The organism is Kribbella orskensis, from assembly GCF_004342085.1.
GTDB classification, from domain to species: Bacteria; Actinomycetota; Actinomycetes; order Propionibacteriales; family Kribbellaceae; genus Kribbella; species Kribbella orskensis.
In genome coordinates, this window is the sequence record NZ_SLWM01000048.1 from 1 (window position 1) to 22307 (window position 22307).

The window sequence follows — 22307 nt, forward strand, 5'->3', positions numbered from 1 at the left end:
GCAACGCCAGGCGATCACCCACGCCCACCCTCCCAAGCAGTACCGTCAACGAGATCCACGAACCACAATCTGCCCATCGGTGGATCGAGGCTAAGAAGGCATGAGGCCAAGCACGCGCCCGGATCGCGGCTACGGTCGTCCGCCCACTCCGGCAGCGCGAGCCGCGCGTCTTGACGACAGGTGGCGACATCACGTCGACGGTGGCAGTTGAGCCGTTCCGTTGGAGGAACCATCAGCGGGAACGCGACTTGCCACCGGGCAAGGCGCACGACCGAGGGTCCCACTAGACCCGTCCGGCTCCGGGTACCGCACCGGAGCCCCAAGCGAGACTGCGGCGGACCCTCGCATGCGACGCACGCTCATCGGCTGCGTGCGTTGCTCCGTCATGTGACGGCAGACTTCTAGCCTGTCGCACATCACTTGGCGGACATGTGTCGCGGATCTGTTGGCGGATCACAGAGCGGGTCAGGCGGGCTGACCGAGCGGGACAGCCTCGATCGTGCGCCACTCGTACATGCGGTGGTCGCGGTGCATCTCGATGAGCGAAACGGCGTTGATCGTCAGGTCGACCCGACCGATACGCCGCCACCGCCCAGCTCGAGGACGGCTCGCCTCGCTTCATCTGGCAACCCATCGACCGGAACAACGACGACGACCTACCCACCTGGCACGGCGTCATCACCCGAGGCATCGGCGAACGCATCCGCTGGCGAACCGAATACGAGCAAGCCAAGCAACGCGCCCACGCACCACCAGCCGACACCTGTTCGGCAACTGACACCGACACCGCCGCTGACCCGGCGGCATGACCTGGGGAGATTGAGATGGACAGACTTCTGACGTACGCCGAAGCGGCCGAGCTGCTCGGGACCTGGTCGACGAGCGGACCTCGATTCCCTCGCCGACTCGTAGAGGAACGACGCATCCGATTCGTAAAGGTCGGCCGGTACATCCGCATCCCGGAGTCGGCAATTCGGGAGTTCATCGCTGCAGCGACGGTCGAGCCGACGACGCGCCGGGGGAGGGCTGCGTGATGGCGCGGCGACAGTTCGGATCTGTTCGGCAACTCAAGTCCGGCCGATGGCAGGCGCGCTACTACGGTCCGGATGGCATCCGCCGTGAGGCACCGGAGACGTTCCCGAGGGAGAGGCACGCCAAGGTCTGGCTCACGCTCCGGGAGGCTGAGATCGTTCGGGGCGAGTGGATGGACCCGGACCGGGGTCGGGAGCTGTTCGGCAGTTACGCCGCTCGCTGGATCGAGCAACAGAAGCTCGGGCCTCGCACTCGGGAGGAGTACGAACGGATCTTCCGTCTGCAGGTCGAGCCGTTCCTTGGGCGTCGCGAGCTGGGTCAGGTCAAGCCGGACACCATCCGGACCTGGCGCTCAACGCTTCTGACCTCGGGTCGGTCGGAGGACGCCACCGCCAAGGCCTACCGGCTGGTCCGATCGGTGATGTACACGGCGGTCGACGATGACCTCATCCGCCGCAACCCATGCCGGATCAAGGGGGCCGACAAGGCGCGTCGGTCCGAACGGTCGGTCGCCACCGTCAAGCAGGTCTATGCGCTCGCGGACTTGCTGGGGGAGCGCTGGCGGGTCTTCGTTCTTACGGCTGCGTTCACCGGCATCCGGTGGGGTGAGCTGATCTCGCTACGCCGGACAGACGTCGATCTCGTCACTCGCGTCATTCGGGTTCCCCGGGCATTCGCGGAGCTGAGTGGTGGTCGGCTCGTTGTTGTACCGCCGAAGTCCGAGGCGAGCGAGCGCGGAGTGACTATCCCCGAAGTCCTGGTCGGCGAGCTGGCGGCGCACCTGAACAAGTACGTCGGTCCGGACGATGAGGCGCTCGTGTTTGTGGGGGAGCGCGGTGGCACGCCAAAGCGAGGGAGCTGGCGGAGCACCGTTAAGTGGACGAAGCGGGTTGCGGAAGCTGGACTCCCGGCAGGGTTCACCTTCCATGACCTGCGTCACACGGGCAGTCACCTGGCGTCGATGAGTGGCGCGTCCACTCGGGAGCTGATGCAACGCATGGGCCACTCGACGATGCGGGCTGCACTGATCTACCAGCACGCCACGGACGAGCGCGCGCGGGAGATCGCCGACCGGCTGAACGAGGTAGTTGAACGGGAAACGAAGGCGAGGGATGGGGGCACGCCGGATGATGACGATGGGACTGCCGGGGTGCTGGTGCCGGCCCCTTAGGGCACGTGGACGGCACGGCGCTCGAATCCGATCCCCGAATGACAAAGGCCCCCAGCCTCAGATTCCCTGTGGTTGGGGGCCTTTCGCATGCCGAGCGGGTGACGAGAATCGAACTCGCGTAGCCAGTTTGGAAGACTGGGGCTCTACCATTGAGCTACACCCGCGTGCGGTCGCGTCGGCGAGCGCTCGGACATGATTCCACATCCTGCGGTCCGGACCCAATTCCGGGGCCGGGGAGGGTGGTGGAGCGAGCACTGGTCCGCGTCCACTAGACTCGTGCGGTCACTGCGGGGCGTAGCGTAGTGGCTAGCGCGCCTGCTTTGGGAGCAGGAGACCGCAGGTTCGAGTCCTGTCGCCCCGACAAACCCCAGCAGCACCGTGCAGCGTGGCCTGTCCGGCCACGGCTGTGAACGCATCTACCAAGGAGAACCGCCACCGTGAAGAGCACCGTCGAGTCCGTGAGCCCGACCAAGGTCCGGCTCATCGTCGAGGTGCCGTTCGAGGAGCTCAAGCCGAGCCTCGACGCGGCGTACCAGAGCATCGCCCAGCAGATCGTCGTCCCGGGCTTCCGCAAGGGCAAGGTTCCCCCGCAGGTGATCGACCAGCGGGTCGGTCGTGGGCCGGTTCTCGAAGAGGCCATCAACGACGCGCTGCCGAAGCTGTACTCGAAGGCCGTCCAGGACAACCAGGTCAAGGCGATCGGCCAGCCCGAGGTCGACGTGACCGAGTTCAACGACAAGGAGAGCCTGCAGTTCTCCGCCGAGGTCGAGGTTCGTCCCGAGATCACCCTGCCGGATCTGGACGGGATCGAGGCCGGTGTCGACGACATCGCGATCAGCGACGACGAGGTGACCGAGCAGATCGAGGCGCTGCAGCAGCGGTTCGGCTCGCTGAACCCGGTCGAGCGCGCGGTGCAGGACAAGGACTTCATCACGATCGACCTGTCGGCCACCAAGGACGGCGAGAAGATCGAGGAGGCGCAGGCGACCGGCCTGTCGTACCAGGTCGGCAGCGGTCAGCTGCTCGACGGCCTGGACGAGGCTGTCATCGGCCTGTCCGCGGACGAGTCGGCCACCTTCACCACCCAGCTGGTCGGTGGCGAGCTCAAGGGCGAGGACGTCCAGGTCGAGGTCAAGGTGACCGCGGTCAAGGAGCAGGAGCTGCCCGAGTTCGACGACGACTTCGCGCAGACCGCGTCGGAGTTCGACACCGCCGAGGAGCTCACCGCCGACGTGCGCACCCGGCTGGAGCGTGGCAAGCGCCTCGAGCAGGCCGGCGACGCTCGTGACGCGGTGCTCGAGAAGATCCTCACCCTGGTCGACGTGCCGGTCCCCGAGGGCCTGCTGACCGACGAACTGGCGGCCCGCCGGGAGAACCTCGAGCAGCAGCTCGGCTACTCCGGGATGACCTTCGCGCAGTTCCTCGAGGGCGAGGAGCAGACCGAGGAAGAGTTCGACGAGGACCTGAAGAAGCGTTCCGCGGACGCGATCAAGGCCCAGTTCGTGCTCGACCTGGTCGCCGAGCAGCAGGAGCTGAGCGTCAACGACCAGGAGCTGACCGAGCACATCGTCCGACACGCGCAGCGTTCCGGCGTCAGCCCGGACGAGTTCGCCCAGCACGCGGTCCAGAACAACCTGGTGCCGAGTCTGGTCTCCGAGGTTGTCCGCGGCAAGGCGCTCGCGCACCTGGTCGAGAACGCCAAGGTCACCGACGCCTCCGGCAACGAGGTCGAGCTGAAGACCCTGCAGCCGGACGGCACGTACGCCGACCCGGAGGCGGAGCAGGCTGACACGGACGAGGCCGCGGCCCCGACGGAAGAGCCCGCCAAGGCCTGACCAAGCCCCGCACAGAGCACTGACTACGGCCCGGATCCTGCTGGATCCGGGCCGTAGTTCGTCTGTGAAAGCGATCTGAAAGCGACCGTCCCTACCTTTGCGGCTGTTCTTCCCAGCCGCGAGAGGGGTCGGTTGATGAAGTCGAAGGTGACGCAGTGCAGGTCGGCCTGGCCCCGCAGTACCGGCGGTCAGCAAGCGGAAGAAACCGCACCACTTCGGGTCGGCTGTCGTGTGTGCGTGGTGAGGTCGGACGCATTCGCTCAGAGCAGACACAGTGCGCCGTGAGCGAACACTTGCCGACCACCCTTAGGTCTGTCGCCACGGACCAGTAATGTCGGCTTCGTGAACGAGACATTTGCAGCCAGCCCCACCGCCGCGGGCGGCAACGGATCCGGCGGACTCGACGACCACATCTACCAGCGCCTGCTGAGCAACCGGATCATCTTCCTGGGGTCCGAGGTTCGCGACGACAACGCGAACGCGATCTGCGCTCAGATGCTGCTCCTCAACGCCGAGGACCCCAACAAGGACATCTGGCTGTACATCAACTCGCCGGGTGGTTCGGTGGACTCGGGCATGGCGATCTACGACACCATGCAGTGGATCTCCAACGACGTCGCCACCGTCGGGATGGGCCTGGCCGCCTCGATGGGCCAGTTCCTGCTCTGCGCGGGCGCCAAGAACAAGCGGTTCGCCCTGCCGCACGCGCGGATCATGATGCACCAGCCGTCCGGCGGTATGGGTGGAACCGCCTCCGACATCAAGATCCAGGCCGAGCAGTCGCTGCACATCAAGGCGCAGCTGTTCCGACTGATCGCCGAGCACACCAGTCAGCCGCTGGAGCAGGTCGAGAACGACGCCGACCGCGACCGCTGGTTCACCGCGGAGCAGGCGAAGGACTACGGCTTCATCGACCACGTCGTGGCCAGCGCCGCCCAGCTGAGCAGCGGCAGCCCCAACTCCTGACCTCCCACTCCGTAGTAAGGAAACCCGCATGAACTACTTCATCCCGCAGTGGGAGGAGCGCACGTCGTACGGCATGCGCCGGATCGACCCCTACACCAAACTGTTCGAGGACCGGATCATCTTCCTCGGCACCCCGATCACCGACGAGATCGCCAACGCCGTGATGGCGCAGCTGCTCTGCCTGCAGGCGATGGACTCCGACCGGGACATCAGCATCTACATCAACTCGCCCGGTGGTTCGTTCACGGCGCTGACCGCGATCTACGACACGATCCGCTACATCAAGCCGGACGTGCAGACGGTCTGCCTCGGCCAGGCTGCCTCAGCCGCCGCGGTGCTGCTCGCCGCCGGTACGCCGGGCAAGCGGCTCGCGCTGCCGAACAGCCGGATCATCATTCACCAGCCGGCCACCGAGGGCACCTACGGCCAGTCGAGTGACATCGAGATCCAGGCGAACGAGATCCTCCGGCTCCGCGCGCTGCTGGAGACCATGATCGCCGAGGCCAGCGGCAAGCCGCTCGAAGAGGTATCCCGCGACATCGAGCGGGACAAGTTCCTGACCGCCGAGCAGGCCATCGAGTACGGCCTGATCGACGACATCCTGCAGACCCTCAAGACCCCGGTCCCGGCCGGCGTCTGACCGGACCATCCCCGGTTCGACGGTGCTGTCAAGGGGGACGGGCGTTCGCCACCGGCGTAGTCACAACGCGTCGGTGAGCACAGCGTTTCGGCCCTCGGCGCGGTACCGTCGAAACCGGGATCCGGGCCCTGTTCGGGTTCGACAGCCCGGTTCGACTGCTCAGAGAAGGGATCTGTCCCGGTGGCACGCATAGGTGACGGCGGCGACCTGCTCAAATGCTCGTTCTGTGGGAAGAGCCAGAAGCAGGTCAAGAAGCTCATCGCCGGTCCCGGCGTTTACATCTGCGACGAATGCATCGATCTCTGTAACGAGATCATCGAGGAAGAGCTCAACGAGGGCTCCGAGGTCGGTCTGACGGAGCTGCCGAAGCCCCGCGAGATCTACGACTTCCTCAATGCCTACGTCGTCGGACAGGACGTGGCGAAGAAGGCGCTCGCAGTGGCGGTCTACAACCACTACAAGCGGGTCCGCGACGGCCAGGGCTCCTCGACCGCCGGCCGGCACGCCAAGGACGAGGCAGTCGAGCTGGCGAAGTCCAACATCCTGCTGATCGGCCCGACGGGCTGCGGCAAGACGTACCTCGCCCAGACTCTCGCGCGGATGCTGAACGTGCCGTTCGCGATCGCGGACGCCACCGCGCTGACCGAGGCGGGTTACGTCGGCGAGGACGTCGAGAACATCCTGCTGAAGCTGATCCAGGCCGCTGACTACGACGTCAAGAAGGCCGAGACCGGCATCATCTACATCGACGAGGTCGACAAGATCGCCCGCAAGAGCGAGAACCCGTCGATCACCCGCGACGTCTCCGGCGAGGGCGTGCAGCAGGCCCTGCTGAAGATCCTGGAAGGGACCACGGCCAGCGTCCCGCCACAGGGCGGCCGCAAGCACCCGCACCAGGAGTTCATCCAGATCGACACGACCAACGTGTTGTTCATCGTCGGCGGCGCGTTCGCCGGCCTGGACCACATGGTGGAGCAGCGGGTCGGCAAGAAGACGCTCGGCTTCAACGCCAAGCGCGAGCCGGAGAAGCCCCGCGAGGTCGGCGGCTACTCCGACGTGATGCCGGAGGACCTGCTGAAGTTCGGCCTGATCCCCGAGTTCATCGGCCGGCTCCCGGTCATCACCACCGTGTCCCCGCTGGACCGGGACGCGCTGATCAAGATCCTGTCCGAGCCGAAGAACGCGCTGGTCAAGCAGTACCGGCGGCTCTTCGAGATCGACAACGTCGAGCTGGAGTTCAGCAACGATGCGGTCGAGGCGATCGCGGACCAGGCGCTGCTGCGCGGCACCGGCGCCCGCGGCCTGCGCGCCATCATGGAGGAGGTGCTCCTCAACGTGATGTACGAGGTGCCCAGCCGTGAGGACGTGGCCAAGGTCGTCGTCACCGGCGAGGTCGTGCTGGAGAACGTGAATCCGACCCTGATCCCGCGGGACCAGATCGAGCGGAAGCGGGAGCGGCGCGAGAAGACCGCCTGACCGCTTGGTGTTTCGAGAGAGGCCGGCATCCGCTGCGAGGCGGATGTCGGCCTCCTTCTCGTCGTGGACGCGAACCGAGGGACCGCCCGGCGACCTATGCGATGGCGGTGCGGGAGACGTTCTTCTCGCTGTACTCGCGTGCCGGGTGGCCGGATCTGGCCGGACTGCTCGCCGAGTTGGCGATTGCTTCTCAGGAGACACGGCGGCCCGGCGTACGACGACTGTTGCCGCCGGCAAGTTGCCGCACGGGTGGCGGAGTGGAACAAACGCAAGGAGGACTTCGGTCGATCGGCAGCAGCCTCCAGCCGTGCCTCGAGGACGCGCGGATGGTGGCGTTGGACGGCTAGGGTCACCACCACGATTGGGAACAGCGCCTACGCCACCAGCACGGCGTACCTGGTGAGGCTGCAGTTTCCCCTGACGGGTCGACCTGTCAGCCGGACCGGAGGCTTTCGATCCGTTGCCTACGGCAAAGTGCGGCGCGAGCTCGGCGGTGCGGTCTGACGCGATTCTCGGTGTGTGTCGCGATCAGCTGCGAGGGTTTACTTCATGGCGGTGAAGGCTTCGTCGGCGACGGGGCCGACGTCGTCCACGCCGGCGTCGGCGTTGGCTGCCTGGACGATCACCGTCAGGGTGTTGGAGCCGCGGTAGCACTGGATCGGCAGGTTGTCGGTCGACTCGACGCAGGTGGACTTCCCGACGACCTTCACCTGGTCAGGTGTCGCACCAGAGTCCTTGACCGTCTTGTCGATGTCGACCCGTCCGCGCATGGCGATGACGACGAACAGGCGATTGCCGTCGAGGTTCCCGTACGCCTCGACCGTCGCGTCCTTTCCGTCGTTGATCCGGCTCAAAGCCTCGCGCTTCTGGTCGAGTTGCAACTGCCCGCGAATCCCCTCATCCGTTACCCGATCCAACCCGGCCAACCTCGCCGGCGGCTCGATGTCGCGCGCCGCGTTCAACCGGTTCATAGGCCCGACCCCGACGAAGTAGCCGAGCCCGGCAATGACCGCCAGCGCCACCACCACGGCGCCGATCGTCACCCAAGGATTCCGCCGCCACTGAACCTTCCGAATCCGCCCCCAAACCCGCTTCCCCCAACCACCCTTCCCACTAGCCGCCCGCTTGGCCCGCCGCCGCCCCTTCCCAATCACCAACGACTCTTCAACCGTGCTCTTCCCAGCATCGGTCGGCCCACCACTCTGCACAGCAATAGGCTGCGTGTCATCAACCGCATAGTCTCGCCCGGTTCCCGTCCCGCCAGCACCTGTCTGCCCCGACGCACCCCCAGCCGCACCACCCCCAACAGCACCCACCACACCAGCGCTCGACGTACCGGCCGCACCAGCCCGCGGTGTATCGGTCGCACCGGCGCTCGGTGTACCGCCAGCCGCAGCCGACGATTGCGCGGTGGGCGCTGGGCTAGTTGCGGACCTGCCCGTCGAGGCAGCGGGAGCACTGGCGGCAGGACTGCTCGAGGAGCTGACCGTGACGTCTGACCCACTCCTGGTCGCCGCATCGGCTCCCACGCTCCCAGTCACTGCGGAACCACCCGCCGCGCCTGCCGGAGAGCCGCCCCCGCCACCGGCAGCGGAACCAGCCGCACTGGCGGCACCACCGCGCGGCGTACCGGCTGCTGGGCGGGATGAGGAGCCGCCTGCTGGGGCGGGCTGGGCAGATGCTGCGGGCGCGGTCTCAGGGGCTCCCGTGGAGGGGGTGGCAGGGGCATCCGTGGACGCGCGCGTATCGGCTGGCTTCGGGGCCGCCTTCTTGGTGGTGCGCGGGCGCGGGGTGAGCTTCCTGGCCGGCGGGGTGGTCACGTCGGCCGCTGGGGAGGTGGTGTCGGTCGGGGGAGGTGTCTCAGCGCGCGGGGCGGGTGCTTCGGCCGGCGGCGTGAGTGCGTTGGCCGGCGGAGTGGACTTGGAGTTGGGGGTGGAGGCGTCGTCCGTGGGGGGAGGGGTGGTGGGGTCGGTCATGGGTGCTCCTCGGGGCGCGGACGGACTCGCCAGGGTGGGGCCGGGGTTTCGGTCCCGATGGTTCCATATCGGGACAAACTGGTTCCGCAGCGTAGTCGGTCGCTTCGCAGCAGTAGCGCCCGCCTCCGAGAAGCGGGCGCTACCCAGGCTGCGATCAGCCAGTCGACCAAGATCAGCCGGTCGGTCCAGGTCAGAGAGTCGCGGTGACCGAGACGGTGTCGGACTCGTCGGGGCTCCAGACGATCTCGCCGGTGATCCGGCCCGCGGCGCGCAGGTCGACCTCGGCTCGCTCGGCAAGGGCGAGGCGATCGGCGGGGCCGCTGACCTCGACCTTCGAGACCTCGGTCTTCATCGAGACCTGGGCGGTGGACTTCGCACCGCGGATCCCGGCCAGGACCTCGGCCACGGCGTCGAGGACCCGCGGGTCCTGCTCCGGCGTGGCGACGTCGACGGAGGCGACCGGCCAGGACGTCCGGTGGATCGAGCCCTCCTGCCACCACGACCAGACCTCTTCGGTCGCGAACGGCAGGTACGGCGCGAGTAGGCGCAGCTGGACCGACAGCGCGACGGCGAGCGCGGCCTTGGCCGATTCGGCGCCGGCCTCACCATGTCCGCCGTACGCGCGCTCCTTCACCAGTTCCACGTAGTCGTCGCAGAACGTCCAGAAGAACCGCTCCGTGGCCTCGAGGGCACCGGTGTAGTCGTAGTTCTCGAAGGCGGTGGTCGCCGTGTCGATGACGGTGCGGAGCTGAGCGAGCATCGCCAGGTCGACGGCCTCCGTCACGGCCGCGGCGTCCACGGAGGTGGCGCCGAAGCTGAGCACGAACTTCGAGGCGTTCAGGACCTTGATCGCGAGCCGCCGGCCGACCTTCATCTGCGACTCGTCGAACGGCGAGTCCAGACCCGGCCGGGCCATCGCCGCGCGCCAGCGAACCGCGTCCGAGCCGTACTTCTTCAGCACCTCGTCGGGCAGGATCGTGTTGCCCTTGGACTTGCTGAGCTTCTTGCGGTCGGGATCGACGACGAAGCCGGAGATCATCGAGCGCGCCCAAGGGAGCGTGCCATTCTCGAACTGAGCCCGGACGACGCGGGAGAACAGCCAGGTCCGGATGATCTCGTGCGCGTGCGTGTTCAGGTCCATCGGGAAGGTTCGCTTGAACAAGTCCTCGTCCCGCTCCCAGCCGCAGACGATCTGCGGGGTGAGTGACGAAGTGGCCCAGGTGTCCATCACATCCGGGTCCGCCGCGAAGCCACCGGGCTTGCCGCGCTGCGACTCGTCGTACCCGCCGGGGACCTGCGAGGTCGGGTCGATCGGCAGATCGGTCTCGCTCGGCATCAGCGGGTGGTCGTAGTCCGCCTCGCCGTCCTTGTCGATCGGGTACCAGGCCGGGAAGGGCACGCCGAAGAAGCGCTGGCGGGAGACCAGCCAGTCGCCGTTCAGCCCCTCGACCCAGTTCAGGTACCGGTGCTTCATGTGCTCGGGGACCCAGGCGAGCTCGTTGCCCCGCTCGATGAACTCGGCCTTCAGGTCGGCGTCACGGCCACCGTTCTTGATGTACCACTGCCGGGTGGAGACGATCTCGAGCGGCTTGTCGCCCTTCTCGTAGAAGTTCGCCATCCGCTCCGTCGGCTTGGGCTCACCGTCGAGGTCGCCGCTCGCGCGCAACTTCTGCACGATCAGCTCGCGTGCGCTGAAGACGGTCTTGCCCGCAAGCTCGGCGTACAGCTCCGAGCCCTCCAGCCACTCCGGGGTCTCGCGCAGCAGCCGGCCGTCGCGGCCGATGACCGTACGGACCGGGAGCTGGAGCTCGCGCCACCACTGGACGTCCGTGAGGTCGCCGAACGTGCAGCACATCGCGATGCCGGCGCCCTTGTCCGGCTCAGCCAGCTCATGCGCGAGGACCGGCACCTCGACGTCGAACAGCGGCGAGCGGACCGTGGTACCGAACAGGTCCTTGTAGCGCTCGTCGGACGGGTGCGCGATCAGCGCGACGCAGGCCGGGATCAGCTCGGGCCGGGTGGTCTCGATGTAGATGGGACCGGAGGCGCCGTGGAAGGCGATCCGGTGGAATGCGCCGGGATACGGACGGGCTTCCAGCTCGGCCTGGGCGACGGCGGTCTGGAACGTGACGTCCCACATCGTCGGGGCCTCGGCCAGGTAGGCCTCGCCGCGGGCGAAGTTGCGCAGGAAGGCGCGCTGCGAAGTACGGCGTGAGTCCTCGGAGATGGTCGTGTAGAGATACGACCAGTCGACGCTCAGGCCGACCCGGCGCCACATCGACTCGAACGCCTGCTCGTCGATGTGGGTCAGCTCGCCGCACAGGTCGACGAAGTTCCGGCGGCTGATCGGGATCTGCTTCTTCGCGTCCGGCTTGGCCGGCGGGGTGAAGTCCAGGTCGTAGGGCAGCGACGGGTCGCAGCGGACGCCGTAGAAGTTCTGCACCCGCCGCTCGGTCGGCAGGCCGTTGTCATCCCAGCCGATCGGGTAGAAGACGTTCTTCCCGCGCATCCGCTGGTACCGCGCGACCAGGTCGGTGTGGGTGTAGCTGAAGATGTGCCCGACGTGCAGCGAGCCGGAGACCGTCGGCGGCGGGGTGTCGATCGAGAAGACGTCGGCGCGCTCGGCGGTCCGGTCGAACGCGTAGGTCTGCTGCTCCTTCCATACCGCAGCCCACTTCTCCTCGAGGCCTTCGAGGGTGGGCTTGTCAGGAACACGGGACGTTTCGGTCATGCGGCAATCGTAGTGGTTGTCAAGGGGTGCTTCCGACCGGTTATCCACACCCCCTCCTAGACTGGCCCCCTGATGAGCGACCTTTCGTTTGCCGAAGTGTCGGCGCGGCTCCAGGCCCGTTGGCCGGAGCACAAGATCTCACCCACGCTGGACCGCGTCCGGCGGCTCGTCGAGTTGCTCGGCGATCCGCAGAAGACGTACCCAGTGATCCACCTGACCGGTACCAACGGCAAGACCTCCACGGCGCGGATGATCGACTCGCTGCTGCAGGAGGCCGGGCTGCGGACCGGGCGGTTCACCAGCCCGCACCTGGAGTCGGTCCGGGAGCGGATCACGCTCAACGGCGAGCCGATCGACGAGCAGCGGTTCGTCGAGGTCTACACCGAGATCGAGCCGTACGTGAACGTGGTGGACTCCGAGAACGAGAACCCGCTGTCCTTCTTCGAGGTGATGACCGGTATGGCGTTCGCGGCGTTCGCGGACGCACCCGTCGACGTCGCGGTGGTCGAGGTCGGCCTCGGCGGCACCTGGGACTCGACGAACGTCGCCGACGGCACCGTCTCGGTGATCACCCCGGTCGCGGTCGACCACGCGCACATCCTCGGTGCCGATCCCGTCACGATCGCGCAGGACAAGGCCGGGATCATCAAGCCGGGCGGTACGGCGGTGATCTCGCAGCAGAGCCTCGAGGTGTTCGAGGTACTGCTCCGCCGGGCGGCCGAGGTCGGCGCCCAGGTCGCGCGGGAAGGACTGGAGTTCGGCGTCACGGCTCGCTCTGTCGCGGTCGGCGGCCAACTGGTGTCGTTCAAGGGGCTCGGCGGCGAGTACGAGGACGTGTTCCTCCCGCTGCACGGCGAGTACCAGGCCCACAACGCGGCGACCGCCCTCGCGGCCGTCGAGGCGCTGCTCGGCTCCGGAGCGCAGACCGAGGACCGGATCACCAACGATCTGGTCCAGGCCGGGTTCGCCGAGGTGACGAGCCCCGGCCGGATGGAGGTCGTGCGGACCAGCCCGACGGTGATCGTCGACGCGGCGCACAACCCGCACGGCGCCGAGGCGACCGCCGCCACCGTGACCGAGGCGTTCGCGTTCCAGCCGCTGATCGGCGTACTGGGTTGTATGAAGGACAAGGACGTGTACGGCCTCCTGGAGGCGTACGAGCCGATCATGGAGACGGTCGTCTGCACCCGGAACTCGTTCGCCGAGCGGTCGATGCCGGCCGAGGAGCTGGGCGAGATCGCCGCGGAGATCTTCGGCGAGGACCGGGTACTGGTCCGGCCGAAGCTGATCGACGCGATCGACGACGCGATCCGGCTGGCCGAGGAGAACGCGCTCGCGATGGGCACCGGTGGCGTGCTGATCACCGGCTCGGTGATCACCGCGGGTGAGGCCCGCTCGCTGCTCGTCCGCAAGGACCGGTCGCAGCAGTCCCAGGAGCAGTCGGGGAACCGGCGATGAGGTCGCTCGCATCGATCGTGCTGGGCTTCGAGGCGCTCGTGCTCGCCCTCGTCACCCCGGTGATGATCTCGGTCGCCGACGTCGAACCCAGTACTGCGCTGCCGCTGTGCCTGGGGCTCGCAGTACTGGCTGTCGTCGCGGCCGGGCTGCTGCGGAACCAGGTCGGCTACGTCCTGGGCTGGATCATCCAGGTCGCGGCGATCGGCCTCGGCTTCGTCGTACCGGTGATGTTCGCGCTCGGTCTGGCCTTCGGCACCTTCTGGGTGATGGCGATCGTGCTCGGGAAGCGGATCGACGAGGCGAAGGCGGCGGCCCAGGCCCCTCACAGTGGTCAGGCGCAGGACGAACCCAGCTGACGCGAGCCGGCGCCACTTTGAGGCAGTGACGCCGGCTCGCAACCCATCGCGACAGAGTCGGCAAGCCCCCCTCGCCTGCCCTGCTACCTGCTAGATGCGCCATCCGTGTGAAAAGTTGTGATCGATAGGCTCAGCGGCGAAACGCCGCCTGGAAACCCCGGAGTTGAACAGACATGTCGCAGCGCACCCTCGTCCTGCTGAAGCCCGACACGGTACGCCGTGGCCTGGTCGGGGAGGTCCTCGGCCGCTTCGAGGCGAAAGGCCTGTCCATCGTCGCGATGGACCTGCGCACGATCGACGGCGAACAGGCCGACCAGCACTACGCCGAGCACGTCGAGCGTGACTTCTACCCGCCGCTCCGCGCCTTCGTCACCAGCGGCCCGCTGGTAGCCCTGGTTCTCGAGGGTGACGAGGCAGTCGAGGTGGTCCGAGCCCTGAACGGCGCCACCGACGGCCGCAAGGCAGCCCCCGGCACCATCCGCGGCGACCTCTCCCTCTCCAACCGCGAAAACCTCGTCCACGGCTCCGACTCCCCGGAATCCGCCTCCCGCGAAATCAAGATCTGGTTCCCCGACCTCCCCTGATCTCCCGTACTCCGCTCCGGCCCCCCACGCACCTCCTGCGTCGCCGCTCAGCCCAGGGCGTCGTGCGCGCGTGGCTGCGAATCGCTGCGGGTGGGGCGGGCGGCGTACGGAAGGACAGGTAGTACTGGGTTTGTCTGCGCCTGGACCGCGTCGGTAAGTGTGGAGGTTGGCGTGGCCTGCGACCACTTCCTGTCCTTCGGTACAGCGGCGCCGCATCAGCCGGTCGGTCGGTCGGCGTCGGCCGGTCGGCTGGTGCCCGCCACAGCGACCGGATATCGGCCACCGACGTAGACTCTCGCTCGCAGTACGGCGTCAGACGGCTGATGACCCACAATGCCAAGCAGAACAACGGGACCCGGGAATTCTCGGGGTCACCGGTCGGATACGATGCGTGGGCGGTCGACGTGGGTAATCCGGACTTGTCGGGCCCGTGTCGATGCGGCGGCGACAATGGTCGCGCGCTTAGCCTGAGAACCCGGATCGAGCGGAAGGGCGCCTCCGATGGCGAACAGCATGCTCGGCCGCGATATGGCGGTCGACCTCGGAACGGCGAACACTCTGGTCTACGTGCGCGGTCGCGGCGTGGTCCTCAACGAGCCGTCCGTCGTGGCGACCCGGACCGACGAACCACGTGAGGCGGTCGCCTTCGGGCACGAGGCCAAGAAGATGATCGGCCGTACGCCGGGCAACATCACCGCGATCCGGCCGCTCAAGGACGGCGTGATCGCCGATTTCGACGCGGCCGAGCAGATGCTGCGGTACTTCATCCAGCGGGTGCACCGCCGGCGGTACTTCGCCAAGCCGCGGATCGTCGTCTGCGTACCGTCCGGGATCACCGCGGTCGAGCAGCGCGCGGTCCGCGACGCCGGGTACATGGCCGGCGCCCGCAAGGTGTACATCATCGAGGAGCCGATGGCCGCCGCGCTCGGCTCCAACCTCGAGGTCCGCGACGCCACCGGCAACATGGTGGTCGACATCGGCGGTGGCACCACCGAGGTCGCGGTGATCTCGTTCGGCGGCATCGTCACCAGCCAGTCGATCCGGGTGGCCGGCGACGCCATCGACAAGGCGGTCGTGAACTACTGCAAGAAGGAGTACTCGCTGATGCTCGGCGAGGCCACCTCCGAGCAGATCAAGATGACCATCGGCTCGGCGTTCCCGACCTCCGACGGCCCGGACTCCGAGATCCGCGGCCGGGACATGGTGTCCGGGCTGCCGCGCACCGTGAAGGTGTCGTCCTCGAGCATCCGGCAGGCGATCGAGGAGCCGATCACCGCGATCGTCGACGCGGTCAAGGCCACCCTGGACAAGACCCCGCCCGAGCTGGCCGGCGACATCGTCGACCGCGGCATCGTGCTGACCGGCGGCGGCGCGCTGCTGAAGGGCATGGACGAGCGGCTGCGCCACGAGACCGGTATCCCGATCCACGTCGCCGAGAACCCGCTGGACGCCGTCGTCCTCGGGGCAGGCAAATGCGTCGACAACATCGAGACGCTGAACCGCATCCTCGTCACCGACCGCCGCCGCTGAGACGGACGCGATGCTCACAGACCTCGGAACACCGGCCAAGGGCCTGGTCCGGTCGGCCGGTCTGCCGCGGGAGATCCGCCGCCGCCGGACCGTCCTGGTGCTGGTGGTCCTGGCCTCGTTCACCCTGATCGTGCTGGACGCGCGGCGCTCGGCCGGTTCGCCGGTGGAGCCGCTCCGGCATGCCGCGGCCGCCGTCTTCGGTCCGCTGGAGTCGGGCGCGACCAACGCCCGGCAGCCTGTGGACAACCTCCGCGACCGGTTCGCCGAAGTGGATAGGCTCAAAGCCGAGAACGAGAAACTGAAAGCCGAGAACGAAAAACTCAACAGTGACTTGAAGACCACCGACTACGCCCGCAGCCGCGCGGCGGAGCTGGACCGGCTGCTCAAGGTCGCCCCGGCCTACACCGTGACGCCGGCCCGGGTGATCGGGATCGGCAGCGCGCAGAGCTTCAACCACACGGTGACGATCGACGCCGGTACTGCGGACGGGGTGCGGCCGGACATGACCGTGCTCAACGGCGACGGACTCGTCGGCCGAGTGGTGCGCACTACCGAGGCGACCGCGACCGTCCTGCTGATCGGCGACCGCAACTCGACCGTCGGTGGCCGGTTGAACTCGACGCTCGCGCTCGGGTTCGTCTCCGGCCGTGGCGAGGTGGGCTCGCACGCGACGCTGGACTACAAGCTGGTGGATCTGAAGGCGCGGCCGAAGCCGGGGGACCGGATCGTCACCTGGGGGTCGAGCGGCAACGCGCCGTACGTTCCGGGTGTCCCGATCGGTCAGATCACCTCGGTGACGCCGGTGCAGGGCGCGCTCGGCACGACCGCGCAGGTGAAGCCGTTCGTCGACCCGAGCAGCATCGACACGGTCGGCGTGGTCACCGGACCACCCGCCCGGGCGCCGCGCACCACGGTGACGCCGGAGAAGGGACGCTGACGTGCCCGCCCTCCGGATCGCCCTGGCCGCGCTGTTCCTGATGATCGCCGTCACCGTGCAGACGTCGGTGCTGCCGCACATCGCGGTCGCCGGGGTCACCTGCGACCTGGTGATGATCGTGGTGCTCGCGCTCGGTCTCGCCCGAGGACCCGAGTGGGGCGCGATCGCGGGATTCGCCGGCGGCCTGATGCTCGACGTGGTGCCACCCGCGGACCACACGGCCGGCCGGTGGGCCCTTGCACTGGCGATCGCCGGCTACACCGCGGGCCTGATCCGGCGAGAGACCTCCGCCGGACCGGTGGGACCACTCGGCGTCGCGCTGACCGTCGTACTGGGCGCGGTGCTCTCTCTGACCGTGTACTCCGCGACCGGGTCGCTGTTGCACGATCCGGCGGTCGACTGGGGTGAGTTCGGGGTTCGGGTCGGGATCGCCGCCGGGTACGACGTGGTCGGCGCGATCGTGGTGATCCCGCTGGTGATGTGGGTGATGCGACGAGTCGTCCCAGCCCGGGAACGGCAGCGGGTGCTGCGATGAGCTTCGACAGCTTCAACCCGGCGCCACTGAAGGCGCGGTTGCGCCTGTTCGTGATCCAGGTGCTCGTCTTCTCGCTGATGTTCACCCTGCTGGCCCGGCTCTGGTACATGCAGGTGATGTCGTCGGACGACTACACCCAGGCGGCCACCCAGAACCACACCCGCGAGGTGCTGGTCCCGGCCCCGCGCGGCACGATCGTCGACGCGGCCGGCCGCACCCTGGTCGGCAACCGGGTTTCGCTGGTGATCACCGTCGACCGGTCCGTGCTGGCCAAGCTGCCGGACGACCAGCAGAAGGCGGTGCTCGCCCGGCTGGCGAAGGTGCTCGGCCAGAAGCCGAAAGACCTCACCGCCCGGACCATGCTCTGCGGTGAACCCGGGGCATCGAAGCCACCCGCCTGCTGGAACGGCACGCCGTACCAGCCGATCCCGGTGGCGAAGGACGTCAGCGAGCAGGTGGCGATCGAGGTGATGGAGCGCCGCGAGGATTTCCCGGGCGTGGCGGCGGAATCGGCCGCGCTGCGGGCCTACCCCTCGCCGTACGGGGTGAACGCGGCGCACATCCTCGGCTACCTGTCGCCGATCACCACCACCGAGCTGGACGCGCTGGAGAAGGCCGGGCAGGACTCGGTGCCGCACCGCTCGGACCTGGTCGGCCGGGCCGGGGTCGAGCGCACGTACGACCAGTTGCTGCGCGGGAAGCCCGGCGTGAAGAACGTGATCGTCGACGCCGTCGGGTACACCACCGGCCTGCAGAAGCAGACCGCGCCGGTGCCGGGGTCGACGCTGATGACGAGCATCGACGCACGGGTCCAGGCGTCGGTCGAGGCGCAGTTGCGCGGCGCGATCATGACGGCTCGCAAGCAGTACGACAAGATCACCAAGCGCAAGTACGTCGCCGACTCCGGCGCGGCCGTGGTGATGGACACCAAGACCGGCCAGATCGTCGCGATGGCGAGCTACCCCAGCTACGACCCGGGCGTCTGGGTCGGCGGCATCTCGCAGCGCGAACTGGACGCGCTCTACTCCACGAAGTCCGGGACGCCGCTGGTGTCGCGGGCGTTGCAGGGCCAGCTGGCCCCGGGGTCGACCTTCAAGCCGATCACCACCGCGGCCGCGATGGCCAACGGGTACAGCCCGAAGACCCGGCTGGACTGCTCGTCGTTCTTCGAGGTCGGCAACCGCAGGTTCAAGAACTACGAGTCGGCGTCCTACGGGATGATCGGCTTCGACCAGGCGCTCGCGCTGTCCTGCGACACCTTCTTCTACCGGATCGCCTACAACCTGTGGCTCAAGGAGGGCGGCAACTCCGGCGACATCAACGCGGTGGACCCGCTGGTCGAGATGGCGAAGAAGTTCGGCCTCGGCAAGCCGACCGGGATCGACCTGCCCGGCGAGGTGTCCGGCCGGATCGCCGACCGGAAGTGGAAGAAGGAGTACTACGACGCCCAGAAGGACTACTACTGCAAGCTTTCGGAGAACCCGCCGTCCGGGACCTCGGCATTCCTGAAGCAGTTCTCCCGCGAGTTCTGCGCGGACGGCTATCGCTACCGCGCGGGTGACGCCGTGAACTTCGCCATCGGCCAGGGCGACACCACGCTGACACCGTTGCAGCTGGCCACGGTCTACTCGGCGCTCTCGAACGGCGGCACCCTCTGGGAGCCCCGGGTGGCGAAGGCGGTGATCGGCCCGAACGGCAAGGCGCGCGCCGTCCCGAGCAAGGTGGCCGCCCGCCTGCCGGTGCCATCCTCGACCCTGCGTTACATCGACAAGGCGCTGAAGGAGACCACCCGCACCGGTACGGCGGCGTGGAAGTTCACCGGATTCCCGCTGGACCAGATCCCGATCCGTGCCAAGACAGGTACGGCCGAGGTCTACGGCAAGCAGACCACCTCGTGGCTGGCGTCGTACTCGGACCGCTATGCCGTGGTGATGATGATCAGCCAGGCCGGCACGGGATCCGGCGCCTCCGGCGACGCGGTACGGAAGATCTACGAGACGCTCTACAACATCAAGCCCGCTCCGCCCGTGAAGAAGCCGGCCCAATGAGCCTGTTGACGCCGATCCGCCAGTCGCGACCGCGGGCCGACCGGCGCTCCGCGCTCTGGCACGCCGACTGGGTGCTCGTGATCGGCGTGCTCGCGCTGTCGGCGATCGGGTCGCTGCTGATCTGGTCCGCGACCTACCGGCGCACCTCGCTCACCGACGGCAACGAGTACGCGTTCCTGGTCCGGCACGCGCTGAACTTCGTGATCGGCCTGGTGCTCGCGATCGGCGCCGCCGTCACCGACCACCGCCGCGTCCGCATCCTCGCGCCCGTCCTGTACGCCGCGTCGGTGCTCGGGCTGATCCTCGTGCTGGTGCCCGGAGTAGGTGCCGTGATCAACGGATCGCGCTCGTGGATCCAGCTGCCGTGGATGTCGGTCCAGCCGAGCGAGTTCGCCAAGCTCGCGGTGATCGTCGGGATGGCGCTGCTGATCGCGGAGAAGGGCGAGACGAACCACCGCGAGAACGCCCGCACGATCGACATCGCCCAGGCGATCGCGGTCGCCGCCGTACCGGTGCTGCTGGTGATGCTGCAGCCCGACCTCGGCACGGTGATGGTGCTCGGCTCGATCGTGTTCGGCATCATCGCGGTCTCCGGCGTACCGAAGCGGTGGATGCTCGGCATCGTTACCGCGGCGACGCTGATCGGGGCATTGGCGATCCAGCTGAACGTGCTGAAGGAGTACCAGCTCGCCCGGTTCACCGCGTTCGCGGACCCGTCGCAGGACCCGCAGGGCATCGGCTACAACGTGAACCAGGCGCGGATCGCGATCGGCAACGGCGGGGTCTTCGGCCAGGGGCTGTTCCACGGATCGCAGACGCAGAACGCGTTCGTGCCCGAGCAGCACACCGACTTCGTCTTCACCGTGGCCGGTGAGGAGCTCGGGCTGATCGGCGCCGGCGCGATCATCTGCCTGTTCGCGTTGATCCTGTGGCGCGGGCTGCGGATCGCGGTGAACGCGCGGGACGCGTTCGGCCGGCTGGTGGCCACCGGCGTGGTCTGCTGGTTCGCCTTCCAGGCCTTCGAGAACATCGGCATGACGCTCGGCATCATGCCCGTCACCGGCCTGCCGCTGCCGTTCGTCTCCTACGGCGGGTCGTCGATGTTCGCCGGGCTGCTCGCGGTGGGGCTGCTGCAGAACATTCACCTGCGATCCCACCAGGTGTGAGTCGGGTACGCTGCAGCCTTCCCTAGGCCCTCGACGGTTCTGGATGGGTTATGAAGCTCGCGCCGTTCCCGCTCGCCGTTGCCGCAGCTCTCACGTTCACGCTCGCCGCCTGTGGCGAGGACCAACCCAGCGGAGCGGTACCACCGTCCGCCTCGACCCCCACGGCTCCGGTCAGTACTCCGGCTGAGCCGACGCCCTCCGAGACCCCGAGCGAGGTCGGCCCGACCCGGCGGACGAAGGCCGAGCTGACCAAGGCTCTGCTCGAGCTGAAGGATCTGCCGAGCGGGTTCTCGCTGGAACCGGAGGACCCCGACGACGAGAGCGCGGGCACCTTCTCGTCGCCGACCAGCAAGTGCAAGACGCTGGTGAAGTACCTGAACTCCGAGACGGCGCCCGGCTCGAAGACGAGCGCGGCCCGATCCTTCTCGGGCAGCCAGGAGGGGCCGTACATCGACTTCGGCATCGACTCGATGGTCACGACCAAGGCGGTCCGGAAGCTTCAGACCTCTTATAAGGAGGCCGTCGAGTCCTGCAAGAAGGTGACCATGCGGGTCCCCGACCAGGGCTCGTCGCCGATGGAGGTCGTCGAGATCCCGGCGCCGAAGTTCGGTGAGGAACCGTTCGCCTTCAAGCTGACCGGGACCGCGGGTCCGCTGGAGGGTCGCGAGTTCACAGCCGCCACCACGGGCATCGGCGACGTCATCCTCTCCGTGTCGATCCTGGCCGGCCAGGAAGGCGAGCTCGACGGCGCCACCGAAGCCGCCGTGGAGAAGGCACGCACGGTTCTCGCCGACAGCTGACAACTAGCGCTCCAAGGGCATGACGGTGGTTCGGCGGTGGTGTTCGAAGACTACTGAGCTGCGGATGTCGCCGATTTCCTGGCGTTTGGCCAGGTCGAGGACCAGGTCTCGGAGGGCCTGGGTGTCCTTGACGGCGACGTGGGCGAGAAAGTCGGAGGCGCCGGAGACCATGAAGAGTTCGAGGGTCTGGGGCAGCTTGTTCACGTAGTCCTGGAAGGCGGTCGCGACGGCCATCGCCTGCGGGCGGAGTTTGATCGAGATGATCGCCTGAGTGGACCGCTCGATCGCCTGGAGGTCGACCTCGGCGTGGTACCCGGTGATCACCCCACGGTCCTTGAGGCCGCGGATCCGCTCCAGGCAGGTCGAAGGCGCGATGCCCAGCTCGGCGGCCATGTCGCGGTTGGTGCGGCGGGCATCGTTCTGCAGCATCCGCAGGAGCGCCGTATCAAGTTCGTCCATGGCGATTAGTTTCGCAGATCGGCCGAACATCGTTCGGTGGCCGGGATGGATCGGCGTGCAGGCGGCTAACTTTGCGGACATGTTGGCGAACAAGCTTGTGGTGGTGATCGACGTGGACGCGCCCGTGGGGGTGGCGTTGAACGCGGCTGCTCTGCTCGGGGTCGGGCTGGGCTCGCACGTCTCGGAGCTGGTCGGCGAAGATTCGAGGGACGGCTCCGACGGGGATCATCCGGGGATCTGCGTGCATCCGATCCCGGTGCTGAAGGCTGATGCCGTGCGATTGCGGGAACTGCGGGAGGCGGCGGCCGCGCGGGACGGGGTCGCCGTACACGACATCAACCAGGTGGCTCGGACTTCGCGGACCTACGAGCAGTACCTCGCAACGATGAGTGGCACCAAGGAGGAAGACCTCGAGTACACCGGCCTGGCCATCTACGGCCCCCGCCCTGCCGTGGACTCCCTGACCGGAGCCCTCGCCCTCTACCGATAGCGCGTAGTTCGCCCGCTGACACCTTGTAGAGCCTGTTGGGGAATGGTTTTGGCTGGCGGAGGTCAGGGGTGTTGGTGGGGCTGTGGGTGTTGGGGCCCTGGGGCCGGGGCCTGCACC

The 22307-nt window shown here is 67.8% G+C and carries 19 protein-coding genes and 2 tRNA genes; 17 read left to right on the forward strand and 4 right to left on the reverse strand.

Annotation, left to right across the window (positions count from 1 at the left end; translation table 11 throughout):
• The first annotated feature begins 824 nt into the window (after window positions 1–824).
• Both EV644_RS43415 and EV644_RS43420 read left to right on the forward strand, forming a co-directional pair.
• A complete protein-coding gene (locus EV644_RS43415) occupies window positions 825–1034 on the forward strand; it encodes an excisionase family DNA-binding protein (RefSeq protein WP_132197564.1) in 210 nt (69 codons plus the stop codon).
• A complete protein-coding gene (locus tag EV644_RS43420) occupies window positions 1034–2203 on the forward strand; it encodes a tyrosine-type recombinase/integrase (protein WP_132197562.1) in 1170 nt (389 codons plus the stop codon). Before EV644_RS43415 ends, EV644_RS43420 begins: the two co-directional genes overlap by 1 nt.
• A gap of 93 nt (window positions 2204–2296) precedes the next feature.
• Here the strand turns inward: EV644_RS43420 and EV644_RS43425 are convergent.
• Window positions 2297–2367, reverse strand: a tRNA-Gly gene (locus tag EV644_RS43425).
• A 124-nt stretch (window positions 2368–2491) separates the two neighbouring features.
• Here EV644_RS43425 and EV644_RS43430 point away from each other — a divergent pair.
• The 5 genes from EV644_RS43430 to clpX all read left to right on the forward strand — a co-directional run bounded on the left by EV644_RS43430 (window position 2492) and on the right by clpX (window position 7120).
• A tRNA-Pro gene (locus EV644_RS43430) sits at window positions 2492–2564 on the forward strand.
• Between the two features lie 76 nt (window positions 2565–2640).
• Window positions 2641–4038 carry a trigger factor gene (gene tig, locus EV644_RS43435; protein WP_132197561.1) on the forward strand — a complete coding sequence of 466 codons (1398 nt, stop codon included), beginning with the start codon at window positions 2641–2643 and terminating at the stop codon, window positions 4036–4038.
• A gap of 342 nt (window positions 4039–4380) precedes the next feature.
• Window positions 4381–5004: a ClpP family protease gene (locus tag EV644_RS43440; RefSeq protein WP_132197559.1), complete on the forward strand. Its 624-nt coding sequence runs from the start codon at window positions 4381–4383 to the stop codon at window positions 5002–5004.
• Between the two features lie 28 nt (window positions 5005–5032).
• On the forward strand, window positions 5033–5644 hold the full coding sequence (locus EV644_RS43445; RefSeq protein WP_132197557.1) for an ATP-dependent Clp protease proteolytic subunit: 612 nt from the start codon (window positions 5033–5035) through the stop codon (window positions 5642–5644).
• 180 nt (window positions 5645–5824) lie between these two features.
• Window positions 5825–7120 carry an ATP-dependent Clp protease ATP-binding subunit ClpX gene (gene clpX / locus EV644_RS43450; protein WP_132197555.1) on the forward strand — a complete coding sequence of 432 codons (1296 nt, stop codon included), beginning with the start codon at window positions 5825–5827 and terminating at the stop codon, window positions 7118–7120.
• Between the two features lie 542 nt (window positions 7121–7662).
• Here clpX and EV644_RS43455 read toward each other — a convergent pair.
• Together EV644_RS43455 and valS are read right to left on the reverse strand one after the other, a co-directional pair.
• Window positions 7663–8163, reverse strand: coding sequence for a hypothetical protein (locus EV644_RS43455; protein ID WP_241999450.1), 501 nt, complete (start codon window positions 8161–8163; stop codon window positions 7663–7665).
• Between the two features lie 1123 nt (window positions 8164–9286).
• Entirely contained in the window at window positions 9287–11827 is a 2541-nt protein-coding gene (valS, locus tag EV644_RS43460; protein WP_132197553.1) for a valine--tRNA ligase, read from the reverse strand.
• Between the two features lie 72 nt (window positions 11828–11899).
• Between valS and EV644_RS43465 the strand changes: the two genes are divergently transcribed.
• The 9 genes from EV644_RS43465 (at window position 11900) to EV644_RS43505 (ending at window position 21241) form a co-directional block, all read left to right on the forward strand.
• Window positions 11900–13285, forward strand: coding sequence for a bifunctional folylpolyglutamate synthase/dihydrofolate synthase (locus EV644_RS43465; RefSeq protein ID WP_132197551.1), 1386 nt, complete (start codon window positions 11900–11902; stop codon window positions 13283–13285).
• Entirely contained in the window at window positions 13282–13641 is a 360-nt protein-coding gene (locus tag EV644_RS43470) for a DUF4233 domain-containing protein (RefSeq protein ID WP_132197549.1), read from the forward strand. Before EV644_RS43465 ends, EV644_RS43470 begins: the two co-directional genes overlap by 4 nt.
• A gap of 173 nt (window positions 13642–13814) precedes the next feature.
• Window positions 13815–14225: a nucleoside-diphosphate kinase gene (ndk, locus tag EV644_RS43475; protein WP_132197547.1), complete on the forward strand. Its 411-nt coding sequence runs from the start codon at window positions 13815–13817 to the stop codon at window positions 14223–14225.
• A gap of 501 nt (window positions 14226–14726) precedes the next feature.
• A complete protein-coding gene (locus EV644_RS43480; protein ID WP_132197545.1) occupies window positions 14727–15755 on the forward strand; it encodes a rod shape-determining protein in 1029 nt (342 codons plus the stop codon).
• Window positions 15756–15765: 10 nt separating this feature from the next.
• Complete coding sequence (gene mreC, locus EV644_RS43485) at window positions 15766–16692, forward strand: rod shape-determining protein MreC (RefSeq protein ID WP_132197543.1); 927 nt, start codon at window positions 15766–15768, stop codon at window positions 16690–16692.
• Window position 16693: 1 nt separating this feature from the next.
• Entirely contained in the window at window positions 16694–17227 is a 534-nt protein-coding gene (gene mreD, locus EV644_RS43490) for a rod shape-determining protein MreD (protein ID WP_132197541.1), read from the forward strand.
• The gene (mrdA, locus tag EV644_RS43495; RefSeq protein WP_132197539.1) at window positions 17224–19275 is read left to right on the forward strand and encodes a penicillin-binding protein 2; all 2052 of its coding nucleotides are present in this window, start codon (window positions 17224–17226) and stop codon (window positions 19273–19275) included. Before mreD ends, mrdA begins: the two co-directional genes overlap by 4 nt.
• Window positions 19272–20441 carry a rod shape-determining protein RodA gene (gene rodA / locus EV644_RS43500; protein WP_132197537.1) on the forward strand — a complete coding sequence of 390 codons (1170 nt, stop codon included), beginning with the start codon at window positions 19272–19274 and terminating at the stop codon, window positions 20439–20441. Before mrdA ends, rodA begins: the two co-directional genes overlap by 4 nt.
• Before the next feature lie 50 nt (window positions 20442–20491).
• Window positions 20492–21241 carry a hypothetical protein gene (locus EV644_RS43505; protein WP_132197535.1) on the forward strand — a complete coding sequence of 250 codons (750 nt, stop codon included), beginning with the start codon at window positions 20492–20494 and terminating at the stop codon, window positions 21239–21241.
• Window positions 21242–21244: 3 nt separating this feature from the next.
• On the opposite strand, the gene EV644_RS43510 is transcribed toward EV644_RS43505, so the two are convergent.
• The gene (locus EV644_RS43510) at window positions 21245–21700 is read right to left on the reverse strand and encodes an Lrp/AsnC family transcriptional regulator (protein ID WP_132197533.1); all 456 of its coding nucleotides are present in this window, start codon (window positions 21698–21700) and stop codon (window positions 21245–21247) included.
• A gap of 79 nt (window positions 21701–21779) precedes the next feature.
• Between EV644_RS43510 and EV644_RS43515 the strand changes: the two genes are divergently transcribed.
• The gene (locus EV644_RS43515; protein WP_158293116.1) at window positions 21780–22190 is read left to right on the forward strand and encodes a DUF2000 domain-containing protein; all 411 of its coding nucleotides are present in this window, start codon (window positions 21780–21782) and stop codon (window positions 22188–22190) included.
• Window positions 22191–22307 lie beyond the last annotated feature (117 nt).